This window comes from Sphingomonas populi, assembly GCF_004208535.1.
In the GTDB taxonomy this organism is placed as follows: Bacteria; Pseudomonadota; Alphaproteobacteria; order Sphingomonadales; family Sphingomonadaceae; genus Sphingomonas; species Sphingomonas populi.
Map to the genome: position 1 here is coordinate 121,349 of NZ_SGIS01000008.1, position 19,739 is coordinate 141,087.

At 65.6% G+C, this 19,739-nt stretch carries 20 protein-coding genes; 12 read left to right on the top strand and 8 right to left on the bottom strand.

The genetic code is table 11. The annotated features are described in order from the left end of the window. Nucleotides 1-25: 25 nt before the first annotated feature. Complete coding sequence (gene folP / locus EWE75_RS07355; RefSeq protein ID WP_130156009.1) at nt 26-1,081, top strand: dihydropteroate synthase; 1,056 nt, start codon at nt 26-28, stop codon at nt 1,079-1,081. A gap of 101 nt (nt 1,082-1,182) precedes the next feature. Here the strand turns inward: folP and EWE75_RS07360 are convergent, their stop codons facing one another. Beyond that, a complete protein-coding gene (locus EWE75_RS07360; RefSeq protein ID WP_130156010.1) occupies nt 1,183-1,905 on the bottom strand; it encodes a hypothetical protein in 723 nt (240 codons plus the stop codon). A gap of 265 nt (nt 1,906-2,170) precedes the next feature. Between EWE75_RS07360 and EWE75_RS07365 the strand changes: the two genes are divergently transcribed. After that, a complete protein-coding gene (locus EWE75_RS07365) occupies nt 2,171-2,644 on the top strand; it encodes a GNAT family N-acetyltransferase (protein WP_130156011.1) in 474 nt (157 codons plus the stop codon). A 130-nt stretch (nt 2,645-2,774) separates the two neighbouring features. On the opposite strand, the gene EWE75_RS07370 is transcribed toward EWE75_RS07365, so the two are convergent. Beyond that, nucleotides 2,775-4,196, bottom strand: a complete 1,422-nt coding sequence (locus tag EWE75_RS07370; RefSeq protein ID WP_130156012.1) for a sigma-54-dependent transcriptional regulator — start codon at nt 4,194-4,196, stop codon at nt 2,775-2,777. 140 nt (nt 4,197-4,336) lie between these two features. Between EWE75_RS07370 and EWE75_RS07375 the strand changes: the two genes are divergently transcribed. The 5 genes from EWE75_RS07375 to EWE75_RS07395 all read left to right on the top strand — a co-directional run bounded on the left by EWE75_RS07375 (nt 4,337) and on the right by EWE75_RS07395 (nt 8,874). Beyond that, nucleotides 4,337-4,474, top strand: coding sequence for an aa3-type cytochrome c oxidase subunit IV (locus tag EWE75_RS07375; protein ID WP_130156013.1), 138 nt, complete (start codon nt 4,337-4,339; stop codon nt 4,472-4,474). Continuing rightward, nucleotides 4,471-5,592: an NAD(P) transhydrogenase subunit alpha gene (locus EWE75_RS07380; protein WP_130156014.1), complete on the top strand. Its 1,122-nt coding sequence runs from the start codon at nt 4,471-4,473 to the stop codon at nt 5,590-5,592. Before EWE75_RS07375 ends, EWE75_RS07380 begins: the two co-directional genes overlap by 4 nt. A gap of 150 nt (nt 5,593-5,742) precedes the next feature. Further along, nucleotides 5,743-6,057: an NAD(P) transhydrogenase subunit alpha part 2 gene (locus tag EWE75_RS07385; RefSeq protein WP_130156015.1), complete on the top strand. Its 315-nt coding sequence runs from the start codon at nt 5,743-5,745 to the stop codon at nt 6,055-6,057. Between the two features lie 142 nt (nt 6,058-6,199). Beyond that, a complete protein-coding gene (locus EWE75_RS07390; protein ID WP_130156016.1) occupies nt 6,200-7,684 on the top strand; it encodes an NAD(P)(+) transhydrogenase (Re/Si-specific) subunit beta in 1,485 nt (494 codons plus the stop codon). A 242-nt stretch (nt 7,685-7,926) separates the two neighbouring features. Further along, nucleotides 7,927-8,874 (top strand): hypothetical protein, encoded by a 948-nt coding sequence (locus EWE75_RS07395; RefSeq protein WP_130156017.1) that lies wholly within the window; start codon nt 7,927-7,929, stop codon nt 8,872-8,874. Nucleotides 8,875-8,884: 10 nt separating this feature from the next. Here EWE75_RS07395 and EWE75_RS07400 read toward each other — a convergent pair whose 3' ends face one another. From EWE75_RS07400 to EWE75_RS07425, 6 genes are all read right to left on the bottom strand, one after another. Further along, nucleotides 8,885-9,769 (bottom strand): metallophosphoesterase, encoded by an 885-nt coding sequence (locus EWE75_RS07400; RefSeq protein ID WP_165388292.1) that lies wholly within the window; start codon nt 9,767-9,769, stop codon nt 8,885-8,887. 72 nt (nt 9,770-9,841) lie between these two features. Beyond that, nucleotides 9,842-11,476: a Na+/H+ antiporter gene (locus EWE75_RS07405; RefSeq protein ID WP_206364708.1), complete on the bottom strand. Its 1,635-nt coding sequence runs from the start codon at nt 11,474-11,476 to the stop codon at nt 9,842-9,844. Nucleotides 11,477-11,557: 81 nt separating this feature from the next. After that, nucleotides 11,558-12,511, bottom strand: a complete 954-nt coding sequence (locus EWE75_RS07410; RefSeq protein WP_130156019.1) for a DUF808 domain-containing protein — start codon at nt 12,509-12,511, stop codon at nt 11,558-11,560. A 311-nt stretch (nt 12,512-12,822) separates the two neighbouring features. Then, the gene (locus EWE75_RS07415; protein ID WP_130156020.1) at nt 12,823-13,473 is read right to left on the bottom strand and encodes an NAD(P)H-dependent oxidoreductase; all 651 of its coding nucleotides are present in this window, start codon (nt 13,471-13,473) and stop codon (nt 12,823-12,825) included. A gap of 35 nt (nt 13,474-13,508) precedes the next feature. Continuing rightward, a complete protein-coding gene (locus EWE75_RS07420) occupies nt 13,509-14,090 on the bottom strand; it encodes an NAD(P)H-dependent oxidoreductase (RefSeq protein ID WP_130156021.1) in 582 nt (193 codons plus the stop codon). Then, complete coding sequence (locus EWE75_RS07425; protein ID WP_165388293.1) at nt 14,087-14,866, bottom strand: GNAT family N-acetyltransferase; 780 nt, start codon at nt 14,864-14,866, stop codon at nt 14,087-14,089. Before EWE75_RS07425 ends, EWE75_RS07420 begins: the two co-directional genes overlap by 4 nt. Before the next feature lie 248 nt (nt 14,867-15,114). On the opposite strand from EWE75_RS07425, the gene EWE75_RS07430 reads away from it, so the two are divergent. From EWE75_RS07430 to EWE75_RS07450, 5 genes are all read left to right on the top strand, one after another. After that, entirely contained in the window at nt 15,115-16,968 is a 1,854-nt protein-coding gene (locus tag EWE75_RS07430) for a PAS domain-containing sensor histidine kinase (protein ID WP_130156023.1), read from the top strand. Continuing rightward, nucleotides 16,958-17,572 carry a response regulator transcription factor gene (locus EWE75_RS07435; RefSeq protein ID WP_130156024.1) on the top strand — a complete coding sequence of 205 codons (615 nt, stop codon included), beginning with the start codon at nt 16,958-16,960 and terminating at the stop codon, nt 17,570-17,572. The genes EWE75_RS07430 and EWE75_RS07435 overlap by 11 nt, the downstream gene beginning before the upstream one ends. 73 nt (nt 17,573-17,645) lie before the next feature. After that, entirely contained in the window at nt 17,646-18,050 is a 405-nt protein-coding gene (locus EWE75_RS07440) for a response regulator (RefSeq protein ID WP_130156025.1), read from the top strand. A gap of 171 nt (nt 18,051-18,221) precedes the next feature. Then, the gene (locus tag EWE75_RS07445) at nt 18,222-19,010 is read left to right on the top strand and encodes a universal stress protein (RefSeq protein WP_130156026.1); all 789 of its coding nucleotides are present in this window, start codon (nt 18,222-18,224) and stop codon (nt 19,008-19,010) included. A gap of 13 nt (nt 19,011-19,023) precedes the next feature. Then, the gene (locus EWE75_RS07450; protein WP_130156027.1) at nt 19,024-19,716 is read left to right on the top strand and encodes an NAD(P)H-dependent oxidoreductase; all 693 of its coding nucleotides are present in this window, start codon (nt 19,024-19,026) and stop codon (nt 19,714-19,716) included. Nucleotides 19,717-19,739: the final 23 nt, after the last annotated feature.

The following is a 19,739-nucleotide window of genomic DNA, read 5'->3' on the forward strand; positions in this document are numbered from 1 at the left end:
GGTTGTGGAGATTACGAGCCGGGCGATGACCACCCTCCACCTCCGCCCCACCCAGTTCGTCGACACCCCCGCCGCGCACCCCGACGGCGGCGTCGCGCGACTGGCGGGCGGGATGCTGTGGTTCGCAGCCTATGAGGTGATCGAGCAGGGCACCAAACGCACCGTCCCCGTCGCCGAGATCGCGACGCTCGGCGACCGCGCGGTCGCCATCCACGCGCGCGTCACCGCCCCCCGCCCCCCGCTCATACTGGGCGCGCGCGTGCTGCGTTTCGACCAGCCGGTGGTGGCAGGCATCCTCAACGTCACCCCCGACAGCTTTTCGGACGGCGGCACGCTCCAGGACGATCCCGAAGCGGCAGCCGCCGCCGGTGTCGCGATGGCGGCGGCGGGCGCGGCCCTGATCGATCTCGGCGGCGAATCGACCCGCCCCGGCGCGCCTTTGGTGTGGGAAGGCGACGAAGCCAAACGCGTCGCCCCGGTCGCCGAACGGCTGCTGCGCGCGGGCACCTTGGTCTCGATCGACACCCGCAAAAGCGCGGTGATGGAAGCCGCGCTCGCGCTCGGCCCGGTCATCGTCAACGATGTGTCGGCGCTGCTGTGGGACGATCGCGCCGCCGGCATCGCCGCAGCGGCGGGCGCGCCGGTGATCCTGATGCACTCGCCCGACCCCAAACGCGGCCCGCACGGCGGCGACGGCTATGCCGACGTGCTGACCGAGGTGTACGACTGGCTCGAAGCCCGCATCTACGCAGTGGTCGCCGCCGGCGTCGACCGCGCGAAGATCATGATCGATCCCGGCATCGGCTTCGGCAAGACCCTCGCCGACAATCTCGCGCTGCTCAACGGCCTCGCGCTGTTCCACGGCCTCGGCTGCCCGATCATGCTCGGCGCGAGCCGCAAGCGGCTGATCGGCGCACTCTCGAACGAAGCGCCGGTCGGGGAACGCCTCGGCGGCTCGGTCGCACTCGCGCTCAAGGGCGCGGACGCCGGCGTGCAACTGCTGCGCGTGCATGACGTGGCGGAGACGGTACAGGCGCTGCGTGTGTGGCGGGGCTTGCGAGATCGCGCGCTGGTGGGGTGAGGCGCGCGCGAAGGGCGAGGAATGACGGGTGCCGCCCAATTGTAGCCGTTTGCGCCCTCCTTGAGATACCCGTGCTGCGGGTGGCAGGGAGCCGCTGTCGGTTACGGGGTCAGCCGGTTGATCTTGACGGTCTTTCCGTCGGTCAGGATCGAGAGGTAGCCATTTTCCTTGATGTCGTTGGAGGCCAGGCGGCCGTCGACGTCGACGCGAAGCGTGTGGACGTCGCTGAAGCGGGGGGAGAGCAACCTGACGCCCGACCAGGCATAGTGACTGTAGACGCTGCTCAACTTGGCCTTCTGGCTTTCCATGATCGAGGTCAGGCCGGCGGCGTTGACCGTCGACAGCGGGATCAAAATGTCTTCAAGCTTGAACTTCGACGCGTCGCCGCCGGACACGCTGATCTCCACCGGAGCGGGCTTACCGAAGGTGCCGGTGTGGGTGTCCATCGAGATGCTCAGCAGCTTCCGAGGATCCTCCGGGTTCTGATATTTGACCGAACAGGTCGTCAGCTCACCCTCCGGCTCATCGTCACTGGCGTCGATCTTGCTGCCCGGGCTGAAGAAGGAGTTGATCTCCGACACCTTCACATCGGCGCCGAGCTGCTTGGCGATGGCGCGGAAGCAGACGTCTGGGCCCTGGGCCAGGGTGGGCGCCGCAGTCTTGGGCGCGTCCCCGGTCGGCGTGTCGGACGAGGAAGCGAAGACGCCGTTGTCCGATGTCGCGTTGGACGCTGAGTTGCCGCCGCCACAGGCCGACAGGCTGAGCGACAGGCCGATGGCCAGGGCGAACGCGGTGGGCTGCGGCCTGGGGATCATGTCGGGCATTCCTCTGATAGTTAGGATTCCCCCTGTCATAATGGCCGGCGATGCGATGTGTCGACCGCAAAGCCCGGTTCCAGTGTAGATCGGCGCTGGTGGCGGTGCGGCCCAGCAGGGCGCGGATGCGCCACAGCCGGTCGCGCTATTGCAGATCAGCGATTTTTCGAGAGGAAAAGCGGCCTGACGGCTCCCGCCCCAACTTCGGAGTATCAACGTTGATCGGCACCAGGTTCAGTTGAAGCGGCCGTGTTGCGCGAGTACGCTCGTTGTCATGGACCTGATCGAAGCGACCGATGCAGATTTCGCCATTCTGATTGATGGCAGAGCGCCATGTGCATTGCGTCTTCCACCTGAAGGCGTGGAGCGATCGGAGGTGCTCACGATGTTAAGAAACCTCGCCAACTCCATTCGCCCCGACTTCTGCCCGGCGAGCTGGATGATGATCGAGGACGGCGAAGTCGTCGGCCTATGTTCCCTTGTCAGACAGCCCAGCGAGCATGGGCTGGACATCGGGTACGGCGTTTCGCCAAGCAGGCGCCGACGGGGACTCGCGAGCGCAGCCGTTCGGGCGCTGCTCGAGTGGGGCCGTAATGACCCCCGAGTCTCTTTTGTTCGGGCCGAGACGTCGGTTTCTAATATTCCGTCACAGCGCGTACTACAGAACAGCGGGTTCGCACCGGTCGGCGAACGCGTGGATGACGAGGACGGCGAGTTGATTTGCTGGCGTGCCGACACTCTCAGCTAGCGTCTGGTTTCCACCACCCCCAGACCCACGCCGCCGGCAAAGCCGCCGTCGGCCGGGTCGGCTGCGCCGCCCGCCGTCAGGGCCTGACGCTGCGCTTCGCGCACCGGCGCGAACGTCGTCGCGCCTGCGCCTACGCCGCGCTATCGATCCCCAGCTCCCCCAGTTTCCGATACAACGTAGACCGCCCGATCCCCAGTCGCCTTGCCACCTCGGTCATCCGCCCGCGGTAATGGCCGATCGCCAGCCGGATCACGTCCGCCTCGATCTCCTCGAGCGCGCGCAGATTGCCGTCGGGGTGGAACAGCGTCACCCCGCCCGAGGTCGCCATCGGCGCCGGCCCCGTCACGCTATGGCGTTGCGCGCCGAGCGCGGCGATCTGCGGGAAATCGGCCGAGGTCAGCGCGGCGCCGTCGCATAGCACGGCGGCGCGGAACAAGGCGTTCTGGAGCTGGCGGACGTTGCCCGGCCAATCATAATTGCCAAGCAAATCGAGCGCTTCATCGGTGATCCCCAAAGGCCGCAACCCGGGCTGCTGCGCGATCCGTGCGAGCAGATGCCGGGCGAGCGCGGGGATGTCACCCGGCCGCTCGCGAAGCGGCGGGATCGTCACCTGCACCACGTTCAGCCGGTAATAGAGATCCTCGCGGAACCGCCCGCCCTCGACCTCGTCGATCAGCGTCTTGTTGGTCGCCGCGATCACGCGCACATCGACTTCGCGGGCGTGGCGCGCGCCGATCGGCTGGATGTCGCCCGATTGCAGCACGCGCAGCAATTTGACCTGCGCCTCCAGCGGCATCTCGCCGATCTCGTCTAGGAAGAGCGTCCCGCCATCGGCCTCCTGAAAGCGGCCGATCTTGCGCTCGAACGCGCCGGTGAAGGCCCCGCGCTCATGCCCGAACAGCTCGCTTTCGACGAGATTGGCGGGGATCGCCCCGCAATTGACGGTAATCATCGGCTTCTTGCCGCGCGGGGACGCGGCGTGGATCGCCTCTGCCACCACTTCCTTGCCGACTCCGCTCTCGCCTTCCAGCAGCACCGGCACGCGCGCGCGCGCTGCCTTGGCAGCGATGGCGAGTGCCGCCCGGAAATCGGGCGCGGAACCGACGATCTCGTCGAACGCGAGCAATGCCGGGATTTTCTCGGTCAACGGGCGCAGTTCACCCGCCGCCTTGCCCGCCACCGCCGCGTCGAGCGCGCCGAGCAGCCGCTCGGGCGCGAGCGGCTTGACGAGGAAGTCGGTCGCGCCCGCACGCATCGCCGCCACCGCCTGCGCGACCGAGCTGTTGGCGGTGAGCAGCAGCAGCGGCAGCCCCGGGCGCCGCTTGCGCAATTCGGCGATCAGCACGGTCGGATCGGCATCGGGCGCCCAATGATCGAGCAGGATCGCGTCGAGCTGCATCCCGTCCTGCGTGCCGAGCGTCGCGATCGCCATCTCGCCATCGTTGGCGAAGATCGCACGCCACCCGCGCCGCGCCGCGATCGCCGCGACGAGACGGCGTTGTGCCGGCTCGTCGTCGATCAGCATCAGCAGCCGTTGCCCGTTACGCGTCATCCGCCATCCTACAAAAGCCGTTCGAGCAGCTCTCTTAAAGGCGAAGGGTAAAAGCGGCCTTAAACATGCGCCGCGGGCTTGAGGGACCGGCGGACAACGGCTAAGCGCGAATCAACAATAAGCATTGGGAGATGCGGGGCATGGCCGAAGACGGCGACATCAAGGTCCATGAAGCGACCTATCACAAGGTGATCGGCCTGCTGAAATACGGTGCTGCGGCGTGCTTCCTGCTCGCTTTCATCATCATTTATTTCGCGCTCGCGCCTGCCAGCAAGTGAAAATTTCGGTCCTCAAGGAAAGCGCTCCGGGTGAGCGCCGTGTCGCCGCGACTCAAGAAACGATCAAAAAATTCATCGCCTTGGGCGCCGAGGTCGCCGTCGAAGCCGGCGCCGGCCTGACCGCCGCGATCGCCGATGCCGATTATGCCGCCGCCGGCGCGAGCGTCGGCGACCGGGCGAGCACGCTCGCCGGTGCGGGCATCGTGCTCGGCGTGCAGGGGCCTGATCCCGCATCGCTCGGCGGCGTCGCGCCCGGCGCGTGGGTGGTCGCCAGCCTCAATCCGTTCGGGGAGCGCACGCGAGTCGATGCTTACGCGGCGGCGGGGCTGGAAGCGCTGGCGATGGAGTTCATGCCGCGCATCACCCGTGCGCAGTCGATGGATATCCTCTCCTCGCAGTCCAACCTGTCGGGCTACAAAGCGGTGCTCGACGCCGCGAGTGAATATGGCCGCGCGTTCCCGATGATGATGACGGCGGCTGGCACCGTCTCCGCCGCGCGCGTGTTCGTGATGGGCGTCGGCGTGGCGGGCTTGCAGGCGATCGCGACCGCGCGGCGGCTCGGCGCGCAGGTCTCCGCGACCGACGTGCGCTCGGCCACCAAGGAGCAAATCCAGTCGCTCGGCGCCAAGCCGATCTTCGTCGAGAACGTCGCCGGCATCGAAGGCGAAGGGTCTGGCGGCTATGCCGGCGAGATGAGCGACGCGTACAAGGCGGCGCAGGCCGAACTGGTCTCGGCGCATATCGCCAAGCAGGACATCGTCATCACCACCGCGCTGATTCCGGGCCGGCCCGCGCCGCGCCTGATCTCGGCCGCGCAGGTGGCGAGCATGCGGCCCGGCAGCGTGATCGTCGATCTCGCGGTCGAACAGGGCGGCAACGTCGAGGGTGCGGTCGCGGGTGAAGTGGTCGACGTCGGCGGCGTCAAGATCGTCGGCCACCGCAACGTGCCGAGCCGCCTCGCGGCGGACACGAGCGCGCTGTTCAGCCGGAACCTGTTCAACTTCCTGAACGCATTCTGGGACAAGGACAAAGCCGCGCCGGTGCTCGACGAGGAAATCGGCGACGCCGTGCGGCTGACCCGGGGTGGTCAGGTCGTAAATCCACGGCTCCTTTCATGATCCTCCCCGGCACGGGGGGATCAGGCATGGCCTGTCCTACACATGCGTCATCCCCTATCCTCGGCCGATCGAAACTTCACAAACGGCCTGCGCCGTTTTTCCGTTCGATATGCACGAGCTTCCTGAAATTTGAGAGGGTGTGAGCCGGACATGGACTTCATTTCGATCCTGTCGATCTTCGTCATGGCGTGCTTCGTCGGCTATTATGTCGTCTGGTCGGTCACGCCCGCGCTGCACACGCCGTTGATGGCGGTGACCAACGCGATCTCCTCGGTCATCATCGTCGGCGCGTTGATCGCGGCGGCGGCGGCCGGAATCGGTGCTGGCGGCGCCGTGTCGAAATGGCTGGGGCTGATCGCGGTGGTGCTGGCGAGCGTCAACATCTTCGGCGGCTTCGCGGTCACCGCGCGGATGCTGGCGATGTACAAGAAGAAGGACCGGCCGGTGCCGGCTGCGCAAAAATAAGAAACGTCACCCCGGCGCCGGTCCCATCAAAGTCTTACTTTGATGGAAGCCCGATCGCTGGGGTCTCGGGGGGCTTTGGCCCCGCGAGAGCAACGGGGAGACCCCAGCTTTCGCTGGGGTGACGATAAGGGGCGGAAGTGTAGTGGAACACGCAAGCGTAAATCCCTGGGCGGCGCTCGCCTATCTCGTCGCGGGGGTGTGCTTCATCCTCGCGCTACGCGGGCTGTCCTCGCCGGCAACGTCGCAGCGCGGCAACCGCATGGGCATCATCGGCATGACCATCGCGGTGGTGACGACGCTGGTGACGCATGCGCCGATGTTGCAGGTCGCAGCGATCGGAAACGGGGCATGGTTCGAACTCGATACCGTCACCCTGATCGAAATCCTCGCCGCGATCGGCATCGGTGCCGCAATCGGCCTCTTCACCGCGCGCAAAATCGCGATGACCGACATGCCGCAGCTCGTCGCGGCGTTCCACTCGCTGGTCGGCATGGCGGCGGTGCTGGTCGCGGCGGCGGCGTTCCTCAATCCACAGGCGTTCGGCATCGCCGACCGCGTGATCCCGATGATCGGCCAGCCGTTCTTCGCGATCTATCCGCAGAGCCGGATCGAAATGGGCCTCGGCATCGCGATCGGTGCGATCACCTTCTCCGGCTCGGTGATCGCCTTCCTCAAATTGAACGGCAACATGGGCGGCGCGCCGATCCTGCTGCCCGGTCGCCACGTCATCAACCTCACCGTGCTGGCCGCGATCCTCGGCCTCGTCGCCTATTTCACGCAGGACCAGAGCCCTTGGATCTTCTGGACGATCACTGCCCTCTCCTTCGCGATCGGCTTCCTGCTGATCGTGCCGATCGGCGGCGCGGACATGCCCGTCGTCGTGTCGATGCTCAACAGCTATTCGGGCTGGGCGGCTGCGGCGATGGGCTTCACGCTGCACAACACCGCGATGATCATCACCGGCGCGCTGGTCGGCTCGTCGGGCGCGATCCTGTCGTACATCATGTGCAAGGCGATGAACCGCAGCTTCATCAGCGTGATCGCGGGCGGCTTCGGCGCGGCGGCGGCAACGAGCGACGGCGGCGCCAAGGTCGATCGGCCGTGGAAGCGCGGCTCGGCCGAGGATGCCGCCTTCCTGATGAGCCAGGCCGAACAGGTCATCATCGTCCCCGGCTACGGCATGGCGGTGGCGCAGGCACAGCACGCGCTGCGCGAGATGGGCGACAAGCTCAAGGCGCATGGCGTGCGCGTGAAATACGCGATCCACCCGGTCGCGGGGCGCATGCCCGGCCACATGAACGTGCTGCTCGCCGAGGCCAACGTGCCGTATGACGAGGTGTTTGAACTGGAGGACATCAACGGCGAGTTCGCGCAGACCGATGTCGCCTTCGTGATCGGCGCCAACGATGTCACCAACCCCGCCGCCAAGACCGACAAGACCTCACCGATTTACGGCATGCCCGTGCTCGACGTCGAAAAGGCCAAGACGGTGCTGTTCGTCAAACGCTCGATGGGCGGGGTCGGCTATGCCGGTGTCGACAACGACGTGTTCTATATGGACAACACGATGATGCTACTCGCCGATGCCAAGAAGATGGTCGAGGAAATCGTCAAATCGCTCGATTGAGCGAATACACATCGGCTCACATGCGCGAGCGGCGTGACGCATTCATACAATTGAGGTTCAATTTCGATCCATATCTTTCCGGGCGTCGTCTCCATTTTGGCGGTATTCGATCTGGTTTTCCGCCAAATATGGCCGAGTCAACTCTACAAAACTGTAAACTTTGTTCATTTTGGATATGATCCACCTGCTCCATTTTGGCTAAAAGCGTATTTCTTCTTTTGAACACAGTCAGGGGGGCTGGCATGGATGGAAGCGACGCTTGGGAAACCACACGACCGCCGACGGCGACGATCGCCGCGCTGGTGATCGCCGATCATGAGGCGGCCGACGCGACCGCCGCGATCGGCGCGACGTCCGCGCGCCTGCTGGGTCGGGTGGATTGGACAGCGGCACCAGCGCAACTCGAGGCGCGAGGGCCGATCCATCTGATCGCGGCGGATTGCGAAGGCATCGACGATGCCGCGCTGGTGAACGTGTTGCCGCGTATCAATCAATTCGCACGCGACAATGACGCGCGTCTGGTCGCGACGCTTGCGTCCACCCAGGTCGATCTGGTCGCGGCCAATCTGTTCGGCCCGAACGTCGAGCTGTTGTGCGCACCGTCACTCGCCGAGCGCGTTGCCGCATATGCGCCGGCCCTGTCGCAGCCGCGCCTTGACCGGCTGTTCGACAGCGCGCGCGAGGTCGAGACGGTGCGGTTGCGCCGACTCAACGAAGAGATCGCCCGGATCGCCGAGACGCTGGCGCGGCTCAGCCGCATCGAGAACGCCGATCCCGCGCGCAGCCGCGTGGCGGATCGCGGCAACACCTACACACCACAGCCCGCAGCCGAAGACCCGCCGCCGATCGCCCCGCGCGAAGTCCGGGGCGCGATCCGCGCACGGCGACTTCGCGACCAATATTTCGACATGGGGCTGTTCGAAGATCCCGCGTGGGACATCCTGCTCGATCTGTTCGCCGCTGAGCTCGAACGCGTCCAAGTTTCGGTGTCGAGCCTGTGCATCGCCGCCGCCGTCGCGCCCACCACCGCGCTGCGCTGGATCGCCAAGATGACCGAGGCGGGGATGCTGACCCGCGTACCCGATCCGTTCGACCGCCGACGCGCTTTCATGGAGCTCGCGCCCAACGCGAGTGAGGCGATGCGCGGCTATCTCCGCGGACTGAAGCGCGCCGGGTTGGCGATGATATAGAGCAACACTATCACCGCAGCGGCAACGTCAGGTCCTGCTGCCGCCCGGTGCCATGAACGATCACGCGGTCGGCGAAAAAATCGAGCCGCGCATACGCCGTGTCGGGCGTGTCGAGCATCGCCTTGAGGTTGACATAGTGGATGCCGGCACGCTCGCCGTAATTGCCGTCGTGATTATGCCCGTCGAGCCAGATCTTGGCCGACGGGTGCCGCTCCAGCAGCGCCCGCACGTCGCCGGCATTCCAGAGGTTGTGCGGGTTCTCCGGCCAGACCGGGAAGTGACACAGTACCATCGCCTTGAGCCCGGCGTGGTCGGCGCGGGTCAGTTCGGCATCGATCCATTGCATCTGCACGTCACCGATGCCGCCGTCCCAATCGGGCTTGTCGGCGTACCGCGTGGCATGGAGCGCGCGGCTGGCGCGATCCTCGGCGCTGCCCGCCGGCCAGCCGAATGTGCTGCGATCGGTCCCGTCGGTGACAAGGAACAGCCAGCCATCATGCGTGAAGCTGTAGTAGCGCGCGGGCATGCCGAGCTTGGCCGCCACCATCGGCTTGTGCGCCTCGTCGATCGCGAATTCATGGTTGCCGAGCACGAAATGCCAGCGATGCCGAAGCTTCGCCGCGACCGGCAGCAGCGCGTCGTAACTCGCCCAGTCGCGATCGATGAAGTCGCCGAGATGGACGACGAACGCGAGCTTGCGCCGGTTGAAATCGGCGACGGCGGCGGCGAGCTTGCCCGGCGCGGTGTGATATAGGCGCTGGCCGCTATCCGGCGCGGGGCCGTATTGCGCATCCGCGATCGCGCCGATGCTGAACAGCGGGCGCTCGCGCGCCGCAGACGCCGTCAATGCGCCGCCCAGAAGCGCCAATGCCGCCAGCCTGTACCCCAAACGCATCAACGCCCCCATTTGCCGAGCGCGAAGTCCTAGAGACACTTTCTTGCAGCGATAAGTCAGCGGCGCACTCCGCTATTTGTAGCGCACTTCAAGCAGGTCCAGTTCGCGCATCAGCTTGTTGGCCAGTTCGCTGCCGATGCGGCGCTCGCGCGCGATACGAATGATCTGGTCGCGTTCGGCCTGAACCGCCGCCAGCCGAAGGTCGCGCTCGATCCGTTCGTTCGCGCGCGCCTCGTGTCTGACGTCACCCTCGGCGGCGCGACTCTCGATCCGTTCCCGATAACCGTCCATGATCCGCGCACCGACGGCGGCATAGACATCGGCGTCATCGCGTCCCTCCGCCAGCGCGTGCTGCGCGCGCTCGACCGCCTTGATCGCCGCCTCGGCCGCAGCGATCCGCGCCATATCCTCTTCGGCCTGTTGCGACGGCTCGGGCGGCATGGTCAGCCCGCGCAACAGCAGCGGCAGACCCACGCTCGCCATCACCAGCGAGGTCAGGATCACCCCCGTCGCGAGGAAGACCGCAAGCTCGCGCCCGGGAAACGGCGTTCCATTGCCCATCGTCAGCGGCAACGTCAGCACGCCCGCAAGCGTGATGGCACCGCGCACGCCCGCGAACGACATCGCCGCGAACAGACGCCAGGGCGGGCTGGAGCCGATCTCGCCGCCCGGCGCGCGCCGAAGCAATGTGATTCGGAACGACACCCATACCCAGACGAACCGCAGCGCGGCGAGTCCGGCCATGATCGCCGCGACGTACAGCGCCAGCCACCAAGGGCTGGCATGGCCGGTCAGTTCGACAGTCTGGTCGAGACCCGACAGAATCTCGGGCAGTTGCTCGCCGAGCAGAACGAAGATGATGCCGTTCGCGGCGAACTGGATCGTGTCCCACACCGAGTTGCGCCGCATCCGCGTGACGGCAAGCGCCTGCCGGGAAATCTCGGCGAAGCTCATCGTCACGCCTGCCGCCACCGCCGCCAGGATGCCCGAGGCGTGGACATGCTCGGCAATCAGATAGGCGCCGAACGGGATCAGCACGCTGATGAGGATTTGCGATCCGGTCTCCTCGCCGAAGCGCTGCGAAACCCACGCCTTGGCACGGGTCACCACCATCGTCAGCGCAACCCCGACGAAGATCCCCGCCCCCGCCATCCAGACGAAGCTCAGCGCAGCGCCGGTCGCGGAGAAGCTGCCGGTCAGGGCGGCGGCGATCGCGAAGCGCAGGCACACCAGCCCCGATGCGTCGTTGAGCAGCGATTCGCCCTCGAGGATGTGCATCATCCGCTTGGGAATCGGCACGCGCGCGGCAATCGCCGACACCGCGATCGGATCGGTCGGTGACACGACAGCGGCAAGCGCGAACGCCACCGCCAGCGGCATCGCGGGGATCATCCAGTGGATCAGGAATCCCATGCCCACCACGGTCAGCAGGACGAGTCCAAGCGCCAGTTCGACGACGGTGGACAGATCCTTGAACAGCGCATCCTTGGGAATGCGCCAGCCATCGAGAAACAGGAGCGGCGGCAGGAACAGCAGCATGAACAACTCGGGATCGAGCGTGACGCGAAAGTGCCCGGCGAGTCCGACGACGAAGCCAAGCGCGATCTGCACCAGCGGCGTCGGCAACGCCACCGGCAGCATCCGCGAAATGGCGCCGCTGACGACGACCGCCAGCAGCAAGATCAACACGATAGAGATGGATTCCAAGCCTGCACTCCCAGCATGGCGGTCCGCCATGATGCGGCGTCTAGCATGTCTTCCGGTTTGAATCCGACGATGATGCCAGACTCACCGCGAAACGGGATGGCCGCCGCCACGCAGCCGGGCGATGAGGCGAATGGCGGCGACGATCACCCCGCCCACCCCAAGCCCGACGATGCCCGAGAACACCGCATTCGCGATCCACGAGGTAACGCCGCCGATGGCGGGAACACGGGCTCCGGCGGCGCTGAAAGCGTGCGCGATATGGGCCGGGCCGGTGATTCCGAAACCCTCCAGCCCATGCACGATGATACCACCGCCGACCCAGACCATCGCTGCGGTGCCGACGATCGCCAGCGCCCGCATCACGATCGGCATACCCCTCACCAGTGCGCGACCGATCGCCTGTGTCGCTGCGGCGTCGCGCTTGGCGAGATGCAACCCGATATCATCCATCTTCACGATCAGCCCGACCGCGCCGTAAACGCCGGCGGTGATCGCGAGGCTGACCAGAACGAGCACGATCGCCTGCGTCACGATCGACGCGGTGGCCACATCGGCAAGGGCGATCGCCATGATCTCGGCCGACAGGATCAGGTCGGTGCGTACCGCGCCCGAAACCGTGTTGTTCTCGACCGTCTTGGCATCGACCGGCTCGCTAACGACCGCTTTCTCGGCGTGGTGGCCGAAGATCACCTCGAACACCTTCTCGGCGCCTTCAAAGCACAAATAGCAGCCGCCTAGCATCAGCAGCGGCGTGATGAGCCACGGCGCGAACGCGCTCATCAGCAGCGCGGCGGGCAACAGGATCAGCAGCTTGTTGCGGATCGAACCCAAAGCGATCCGGCCGATGATCGGCAATTCACGATCGGGCGTGAAGCCGGTGACGTAGCGCGGCGTGACTGCGGCATCGTCGAGGATCACGCCCAGCGCCTTGCTGCCGGCCTTGCCGGTCGCCGCCGCGACATCGTCCAGCGAGGCGGCGGCGAGCTTGGTGATCGCGGCGACATCGTCGAGCAGCGCTACCAGTCCTGACGGCATCATATTCCCCTTGTGTCGTTGTCGCGGCCCTAAGTGAACGGCGCATTGGAGCGCGCACATACCCTCTTAAAAAGAACGCGATACCACAGGAGTTCCAGATGCAGACCCGGCTGGTGAATGAGGACGTGCCGTGGGGCTGGTGCGACCACCGGCTCGATCGGACGATGTCTGCAGGACAAAGGGACGCTAGCCGATCTCGCTATGCACACGCGCGCGCCCATCCTCGCGATTCCAGAAGCGCTCAAGAGCAATGCGTCTCGACCGTGCGCTCGTCGCCTGGGAGGACGCCCCCGCGTCTTGGTTCCGTCCGCTCAGTCCATCCCGACACCCGCCGGCGCTTCGGCGAGTTCGCGGATGACCTTGTCGGCTTCGAGACGCACATCGTTGAGACACAGGCGCACGAAGCGCGCATCCATGCCTGGGGCGATCTGCTCGAAATGGACGTGACGTGCCGTCCTCAGGCCGAAGGCGTGCTTGATGTAATGGTCGAAACAGCTCCGCAGCCCCTCGACCTGCCCCTGCAGGCTCAGCCAGACTTCACGCATGGCCGAGGACGTGAAGCTGACCATCACCTTGCCGGTCAGCACGCTTTTCGCAGCGCCCGCCTGTACGTCCCGCGCTATCGCTCCCGACCCTAGCACGCGCTCGACATAGCCTTTGAGCATCGCCGGCGGCGTCCCGAACCAGATCGGATAGACCAGAACGAACGCGACGGCGCCCTGGAGGATCGCGAGTTCGTCCGCCACGTCGGGAAACAAGCGGAATGCCGGCCCGGGCCGCTCCTCGCCCTTGAGGACCGGGTGAAACCCCATCGCGTACAGGTCGCGCAGGATCACCCGGTGTCCTTTCGCACGCACCGCATCGCAATAGGCGTGGGCGACCGAGGCGTTGAAGCTGCTGTCATCGGGATGGCAGAGAATGACGACGTGCAGCGGGGCTGCGTCGGGATCGGTATGTGTCATTTCCGCCTCCATGTGAAACACTGTGCGCGGGACGATCAGATTCCCGCTTCGCCGAAATCGAAAAGATCATCGAGCCACCCTGCCCGCGCCGAGGCGTTGCCCTCGACATTGCCGATCAGAACATGCGCGAACGGCCGGATACCCACGAACCTCAGGATGTTGCGCTCGAAGCTCTTCACGCTGTGCGCGCCATAATAAGCGCGGTAGAACACAGCCGGCATTCCCATCGTCACCACCAGGCGCGCCGTGCGCGGCTTCAGCCGCTTCTCTGGCAACTTGCCTTCGCGCGCCACGAACGCGAAGCCGGGCCGCATCACCTGCTCCAGAAACCCTTTCAGCAGCGCTGGCATGTCACCCAGCCACAAAGGATACAAAATGGTCAGATGGTCGGCCCACGCTATCGCCTCCTGCGCGTCTCGAATGTCGGGCGGAAGGTTGCCGCTTTCCCAGTCGGCTCGCGGAACGACCAGCGGAAAGCCAAGTTCCGCAACCTTGATCGTTCTGACCTCGTGCCCGCCCTGCCCGGCCCCGTCGCTGTATCGTTTGGCGAGCGCGTGAACGAACCGCGCCCGATCGGCGTCTGGATGCCCGTCGATGACGAGGAGACGCTTCTTCACACCGCATCCTCCACCGGGAACACCCGACGGACGATACGCATGCTCGGATCATCGGCATCGGCCTCCGCGACGAAGCCCATTTCGCGTTCCATTCGGATCGCGGCTTCATGATCGGCGTATTCGATCGCCTCGACCGTTCCGATCCGTTCGGCGCGGGCATAGCGCAACACATGGTCGAACAGCGACCAGCTTACGCCCCGCCCCTTCATGTCCGCCCGCGTCACCAGCGCGACCTCGGCATGGGTCCGGTCGGGATCGGTCGCGAGCATCGCGGTCGCGATGACAGACGTCCGCGTCTGGTCGAACGCCAGGAAGCTGATCGTCCGGAGATAATCGACCCGCGTCATCATCGCGAGGCGATCATGGCCGACGTGATCGACGCTGCTCAGGAAGCGATACCGCAGATCGTCCGGCGTGACATGCTCGAAAAATTCGGCGAGCAGCGCTTCGTCGTCGGCGCGCACCGGACGCACGAAGATGCGCAACCCACTCCGCGTCTCCAGGTCCGCCGACCAGTGTAGCGGCATCGGCGCCGGCACGAGGCCCGGTTGCGTGACGGCAGAAGCCGCGACCGCGACCGGCGCGTCGAGCGCGACCACCCCATGCTGATCGACGATCAGCGGATTGATGTCGACTTCGAGGACATCCGGAAGCGCGACGCACATCGCCGACACCGCATCGAGCACGTCCGCCCCGATCGACCCGGCGGGCGACGACCCACCGATCGACGCGACGCTGGCGGGCCGCGACAGGGCGGATAGGTTGCGGATCGTCATGCTGTCTCTCGCCCTTTGGGAACTGCCAGACCGCATTTGCCCCGGACGATACACACCCGGCCATGCGTAGTTTCCCGCATGTCGGCGGCAGGGAATTCGTCGCACTGCAACACGGCATGAGGGCGGGACGCCAACAGGCTTTATCAGGCATTTCGATGTGGTTCGGAAAGGCGTACAAGCGACGCGGCAGCCGCGATGCCAAGACTCGGCGAGGTCCGCGAGGCAAGGTCAACGCGAAGGACAGACTGATGCCGCCCGATCGGCGCCCCGCCCTCGCACGCTACGGCCTGGCCGTCCTGACAGTCCTGCTGACCGGTGCCGCGCTCTGGGCGTTGCAGCCCGTCTTGGGCGAGCGCGCAGTTTTTCTTCCCTTCTCCTTCGCGATCCTGATGAGCGTGATCTGGTGTGGCACGGCCGAAGCGACTGCGGCAGCGGCGCTGTCACTCGCTCTCGGATGCTATTTTTCCGGGGTACGCGACATCGGCACCGCCGACATGGTTGAAGCCGCGACGTTCGTCTTGACCGCCACCGGCATCATTCTGGTGGGCGGTGCGGTAAATCGCGCGCGCCGAGTCGCGATCCGCAACGATCGCCGCGCCACGATCGTCGCGGAGGAACTCAATCTCTTGATCGATGGCGCGCACGGCCACGCCATCTACATGCTCGATCCCGGCGGGCACGTCACGATCTGGAACAAGGGCGCCGAACGCCTCAAGGGGTGGTGTGAGGCCGAGGTGATCGGCCAACATACCACGCTGTTCTATCCGCCCGATGCCATCGCCGCCAACACGCCGGAAATAGGGCTGGCGCGGGCAGCGGCCGAAGGGCGTTTCGAAGAAGAGGACTGGCGCGTGCGCAAGGACGGGTCCGAATTTCTGGCGGCAGTGTCGATCACGGCGCTTCATGACGAGGGCGGCGCGTTGCGCGGCTTCGCGAAAATCGTGTCCGACATCACCGAGCGCCGCGCCGCCGAGGATTTGATGCGCTCGCGCGAAAGCCACTTGAGGTCGATCCTCTCGACCGTCCCGAACGCGATGGTGGTGATCGACGCCGCAGGTATCATCCTGTCGTTCAGCACCGCCGCCCAGACGCTGTTCGGCCACAGCGAAGACGACGTGGTCGGGCTGAACGTGAGCGTTTTGATGCCGTCCCCCGATCGGGAACGCCATGACGGCTATATTCGCCGATATCTGGAAACCGGGGAGAAGCGCATCATCGGCATCGGTCGCGTGGTATTCGGCGCGCGCCGTGACGGGACCACCTTCCCGATGGAATTGTCGATCGGTGAGGCGACGGGCGGTGGCCAGCGCATCTTCACCGGGTTCATCCGCGACCTTACCGAGCGCCGGCAGACCGAAGCGCGACTGGAAACGCTCCAGTCCGAACTCATCCACGTCTCCCGGGTCAGCGCGATGGGGACGATGGCGTCGACGCTGGCGCACGAACTCAACCAGCCGATCACCGCGATCGCCAATTATGTCGAGGCGGTTCGCGATCAGCTCGCCGAACCAAATCCCGACGACATGCCGATGATCCGCGAGGCGCTGGACGATACCGCGAAAGAAGCGCTGCGCGCCGGCCGTATCGTCCGGCGCCTGCGCGATTTCGTGTCGCGCGGCGAAGTCGAAAAGACCGTCGAGCCCTTGCCGAGCCTCATCAACGAGGCGTCCGTCCTCGGCCTGATGGGCGCGCGCGAGCAAGGCATCGAACCGCTGTTCGATCTCGATCCCTATGCCTCGCCGGTGCTGGTCGATCGCGTGCAGATCCAGCAAGTGCTGATCAACCTCATCCGCAACGCCTGCGAAGCGATGCGCGAGAGCGACGAGCGGCGCCTCGTCGTCTCGACTCGCGCCGAAAGTGCCGAACTGGTAAGGGTAACGGTATCGGACACCGGCGCGGGCGTTTCGCCAGCGATCGCCGCTCAGCTTTTCACTGCCTTCGTCAGTACCAAGGCCGAGGGCATGGGCCTTGGTCTCTCGATCTGCCGCACGATCGTCGAGGCCAATGGCGGCCGCATCTGGATGGAGCCGCGCGCGGGCGGCGGCAGCGACTTCCATTTCACGTTGGTTCGTGCCTGTCTGGAGGACGACAATGACCGATAAGAAGCGCGTTCACATCGTCGATGACGAAGACGCGATCCGGCGTTCGGCCGGCTATATGCTCAAGACCTCGGGCTATGCGGTGGAGACCTGGCAGTCCGGCACGGCGTTTCTCAAGGAGGTCCGCCATGTCGAATATGGCTGCATTCTGCTCGATGTCAGAATGCCGGACATCGACGGTCTGGGTGTGCAGCGCGCGCTGGCCGAGCGCGGGGTGACGATGCCGGTCGTCATCATGACCGGACACGGAGACATCGGCATCGCGGTCCGCGCGATGAAGGCGGGTGCGGTCGATTTCCTCGAAAAGCCCTTCGAAAAGGCGGTGCTGCTCGCCGCAATCGAAGACGCGTTCGAACGCATCGCCGCGACGGACGGCGCGAGCGCGCGCGCCGCCGAAGCGGAGATCATACTCGGCAGCCTGACCACCCGCGAGCGTGAGGTGCTGGACGGCCTCGCCCAGGGTTTGCCCAACAAGACGATCGCCTATGATCTGGGCATCTCGCCGCGAACCGTCGAAGTTCACCGGGCGAATGTGATGACCAAGCTCGATGTTCGAAGCCTCTCGGACGCGCTCAGAATCGCCTTCGCCGCAGGCCTGGGCGCATGATCCTTAGGGTGTTTACGTAACGACCCGACGGCAGCGACCGCGCACGATGGCGGGGTTGGCCGGGGGTTGTCGGATGAAGGGTGTTACGGGATCGACTGCGGGCCATCGGCCGAGAGTCCTGATCGTCGAAAATGATGCGGGCGTGCGCCGCTCGATGCAGTTGCTCCTCCAGGCAAGGGGCTTCGATGTCAGGGCGTATCCGGGGGGACAACCGCTGCTCGCCGATGTCGCGCTGCGAAAGCCGGACTGCCTGGTTGCCGACTATCTTCTCGATGACGAGACCGGCATCGCCGTCCTGAAGGCCATGCGGGCGCTGGATTGGGATGGCCCGGCGATCCTCGTCTCGGCCTATGCCTCCGCCGAGCTGGAGCGTGACGCACGGGAAGCGGGTTTCGCCGCCGTGTTCGAAAAGCCGTTGCGTGAATATGCGCTGGTCGATGCCATCGCGCGCCTCACCCGACGGCCAGGTATCGGCTGATGCCGCCAGCGCCGGGGATCGCTCCGGCAGGCCCATCACGGCCGGGCGCCGCGCGACCAGCCGATACCGCGTAACATCCCGTATAGCGCCGCGCGTCGTCGAAGAAGCACATCGGTGCCTGAAAACAGCGTCGGTCGGCACGCTTTCAACCGAAGTCGAGGGGCAGGAAAAATGAAAAAGATCCTTTTGCTCGTCCATGATGATGCCGGCCTAGCGTCGCGGCTGGAGGTCGCCCTCGATGTCGCCCGCGCGTTGGATGGCACGTTGCTCTGTCTCGACCTCACCATCCCGATCGCGTCGGTTGGGGCGGACCCGCTGTTCGGGCCGATGGTGCTGGAACCGGAAACCGCCACACAGGCCGTCGTCGCCGCTCGCGCCAAACTCGACCGCAGCGGCCTTCGATACGACTGGATCGAGCGTCGCGGCGAGCTGGCGACCGAACTCGCCCATGTCGCGCCGCTCGCCGACCTCGTGGTGCTGAGTTCGCCACGGGACATGCTTTTCCCCGCCATGCACAAAGCCATCGGCGATACCTTGGTGCGCACGAATAAGCCGGTTCTTGCAGTGCCGGGCACGCCGGCTGGGATGCGCATTCACGGCGATGTCCTTTTGCTCTGGGACGGATCACCAGAGGCGAACGACGCGATGCTCGCGGCGATGCCGTTGCTGAGTCATGCCGCGTCGGTCACCGTGCTGGAGATTGACGACGGTTCGCTCGGCCTACCCGCGCTGAAGGCCACCGAGTATCTGTCGGAACGCGGCATCGCCAACCATCTGCGTCAGGAGATGGCGTTCGGCGAGAAGGCCGGCTTCCTGATCCTGGAATGGATCGACACGCTCAAGCCCGCCTATGTCGTGATGGGTGGCTACAGCCACGCGCGTCTCGTCGAAGGGCTGTTCGGCGGCGTGACCGAGCGCTTGCTGGACGATTGCCCGATCCCGCTCTTCATCAAGCATTGAAGGAGGCACGCATATGACCATCGAACCGATCCGGCATCTCGTGGTGCTGTGCCATCCGCGCAGCGGCAGCTTCAATCACCAGATCGCCGCCACCTATTGCGAGTCCGTGCGGGCGTGCGGCCAGGTCGCGTGTCTGCGCGATCTCTACGCCGTCCGCTTCGATCCGATCCTCGAATATATCGGCGAAGGGCCGGAACTCGCGACGCTTGATGATCTTCGCGAAATCCGGCGGTGCGACGTTCTCACCTTCATCTACCCGATCTGGTTCGGCCTCCCGCCGGCGATGATAAAGGGCTATGTCGATCGCGTGCTCGGCGGCGGGTTCAAACCGGATCGCGACCATCCCCGCGCGGCCAAGCCCTTGCTCGCCGGCGTGGACATGCTCGGCATCACGACATCGGCCTCGACCGACGCGTGGCTCGCCGAGCAGGGGCAATTGATCGCGCTCCGCGAAGGCTTCGATCACTATCTCGGCACGGTCTTCCAGATGGCAAGCACCCGGCACCTGCACATCGACGCGGTCGTCGAGGGCCTCGACAAACTTTATGCCGAAGAACAGCTCGAGCGGGTTCGCGAAGCCGCCAAGGAGATATGTGCCACCGCGCTCCATGCCGCGCATCGCGATGAGATGTCGCGCCTTCTGGGCAAGACCGCAGCGGCCCCGCACGCGCGATCGCCCGGGCCGGAACACCCATGCGACGCGTAGCGGCGCCGCTCGTGACGCCCGAG

What these genes read in the sequence shown, in the direction of transcription:
- folP (WP_130156009.1), top strand. Translation starts at nt 26, where the DNA reads ATGACCACCCTCCACCTCCGCCCCACCCAGTTCGTCGACACCCCCGCC.
- EWE75_RS07360 (WP_130156010.1), bottom strand. Translation starts at nt 1,905, where the DNA reads ATGCCCGACATGATCCCCAGGCCGCAGCCCACCGCGTTCGCCCTGGCC.
- EWE75_RS07365 (WP_130156011.1), top strand. Translation starts at nt 2,171, where the DNA reads ATGGACCTGATCGAAGCGACCGATGCAGATTTCGCCATTCTGATTGAT.
- EWE75_RS07370 (WP_130156012.1), bottom strand. Translation starts at nt 4,196, where the DNA reads ATGACGCGTAACGGGCAACGGCTGCTGATGCTGATCGACGACGAGCCG.
- EWE75_RS07375 (WP_130156013.1), top strand. Translation starts at nt 4,337, where the DNA reads ATGGCCGAAGACGGCGACATCAAGGTCCATGAAGCGACCTATCACAAG.
- EWE75_RS07385 (WP_130156015.1), top strand. Translation starts at nt 5,743, where the DNA reads ATGGACTTCATTTCGATCCTGTCGATCTTCGTCATGGCGTGCTTCGTC.
- EWE75_RS07395 (WP_130156017.1), top strand. Translation starts at nt 7,927, where the DNA reads ATGGATGGAAGCGACGCTTGGGAAACCACACGACCGCCGACGGCGACG.
- EWE75_RS07400 (WP_165388292.1), bottom strand. Translation starts at nt 9,769, where the DNA reads ATGCGTTTGGGGTACAGGCTGGCGGCATTGGCGCTTCTGGGCGGCGCA.
- EWE75_RS07410 (WP_130156019.1), bottom strand. Translation starts at nt 12,511, where the DNA reads ATGCCGTCAGGACTGGTAGCGCTGCTCGACGATGTCGCCGCGATCACC.
- EWE75_RS07415 (WP_130156020.1), bottom strand. Translation starts at nt 13,473, where the DNA reads ATGACACATACCGATCCCGACGCAGCCCCGCTGCACGTCGTCATTCTC.
- EWE75_RS07425 (WP_165388293.1), bottom strand. Translation starts at nt 14,866, where the DNA reads ATGACGATCCGCAACCTATCCGCCCTGTCGCGGCCCGCCAGCGTCGCG.
- EWE75_RS07430 (WP_130156023.1), top strand. Translation starts at nt 15,115, where the DNA reads ATGCCGCCCGATCGGCGCCCCGCCCTCGCACGCTACGGCCTGGCCGTC.
- EWE75_RS07435 (WP_130156024.1), top strand. Translation starts at nt 16,958, where the DNA reads ATGACCGATAAGAAGCGCGTTCACATCGTCGATGACGAAGACGCGATC.
- EWE75_RS07440 (WP_130156025.1), top strand. Translation starts at nt 17,646, where the DNA reads ATGAAGGGTGTTACGGGATCGACTGCGGGCCATCGGCCGAGAGTCCTG.
- EWE75_RS07445 (WP_130156026.1), top strand. Translation starts at nt 18,222, where the DNA reads ATGAAAAAGATCCTTTTGCTCGTCCATGATGATGCCGGCCTAGCGTCG.
- EWE75_RS07450 (WP_130156027.1), top strand. Translation starts at nt 19,024, where the DNA reads ATGACCATCGAACCGATCCGGCATCTCGTGGTGCTGTGCCATCCGCGC.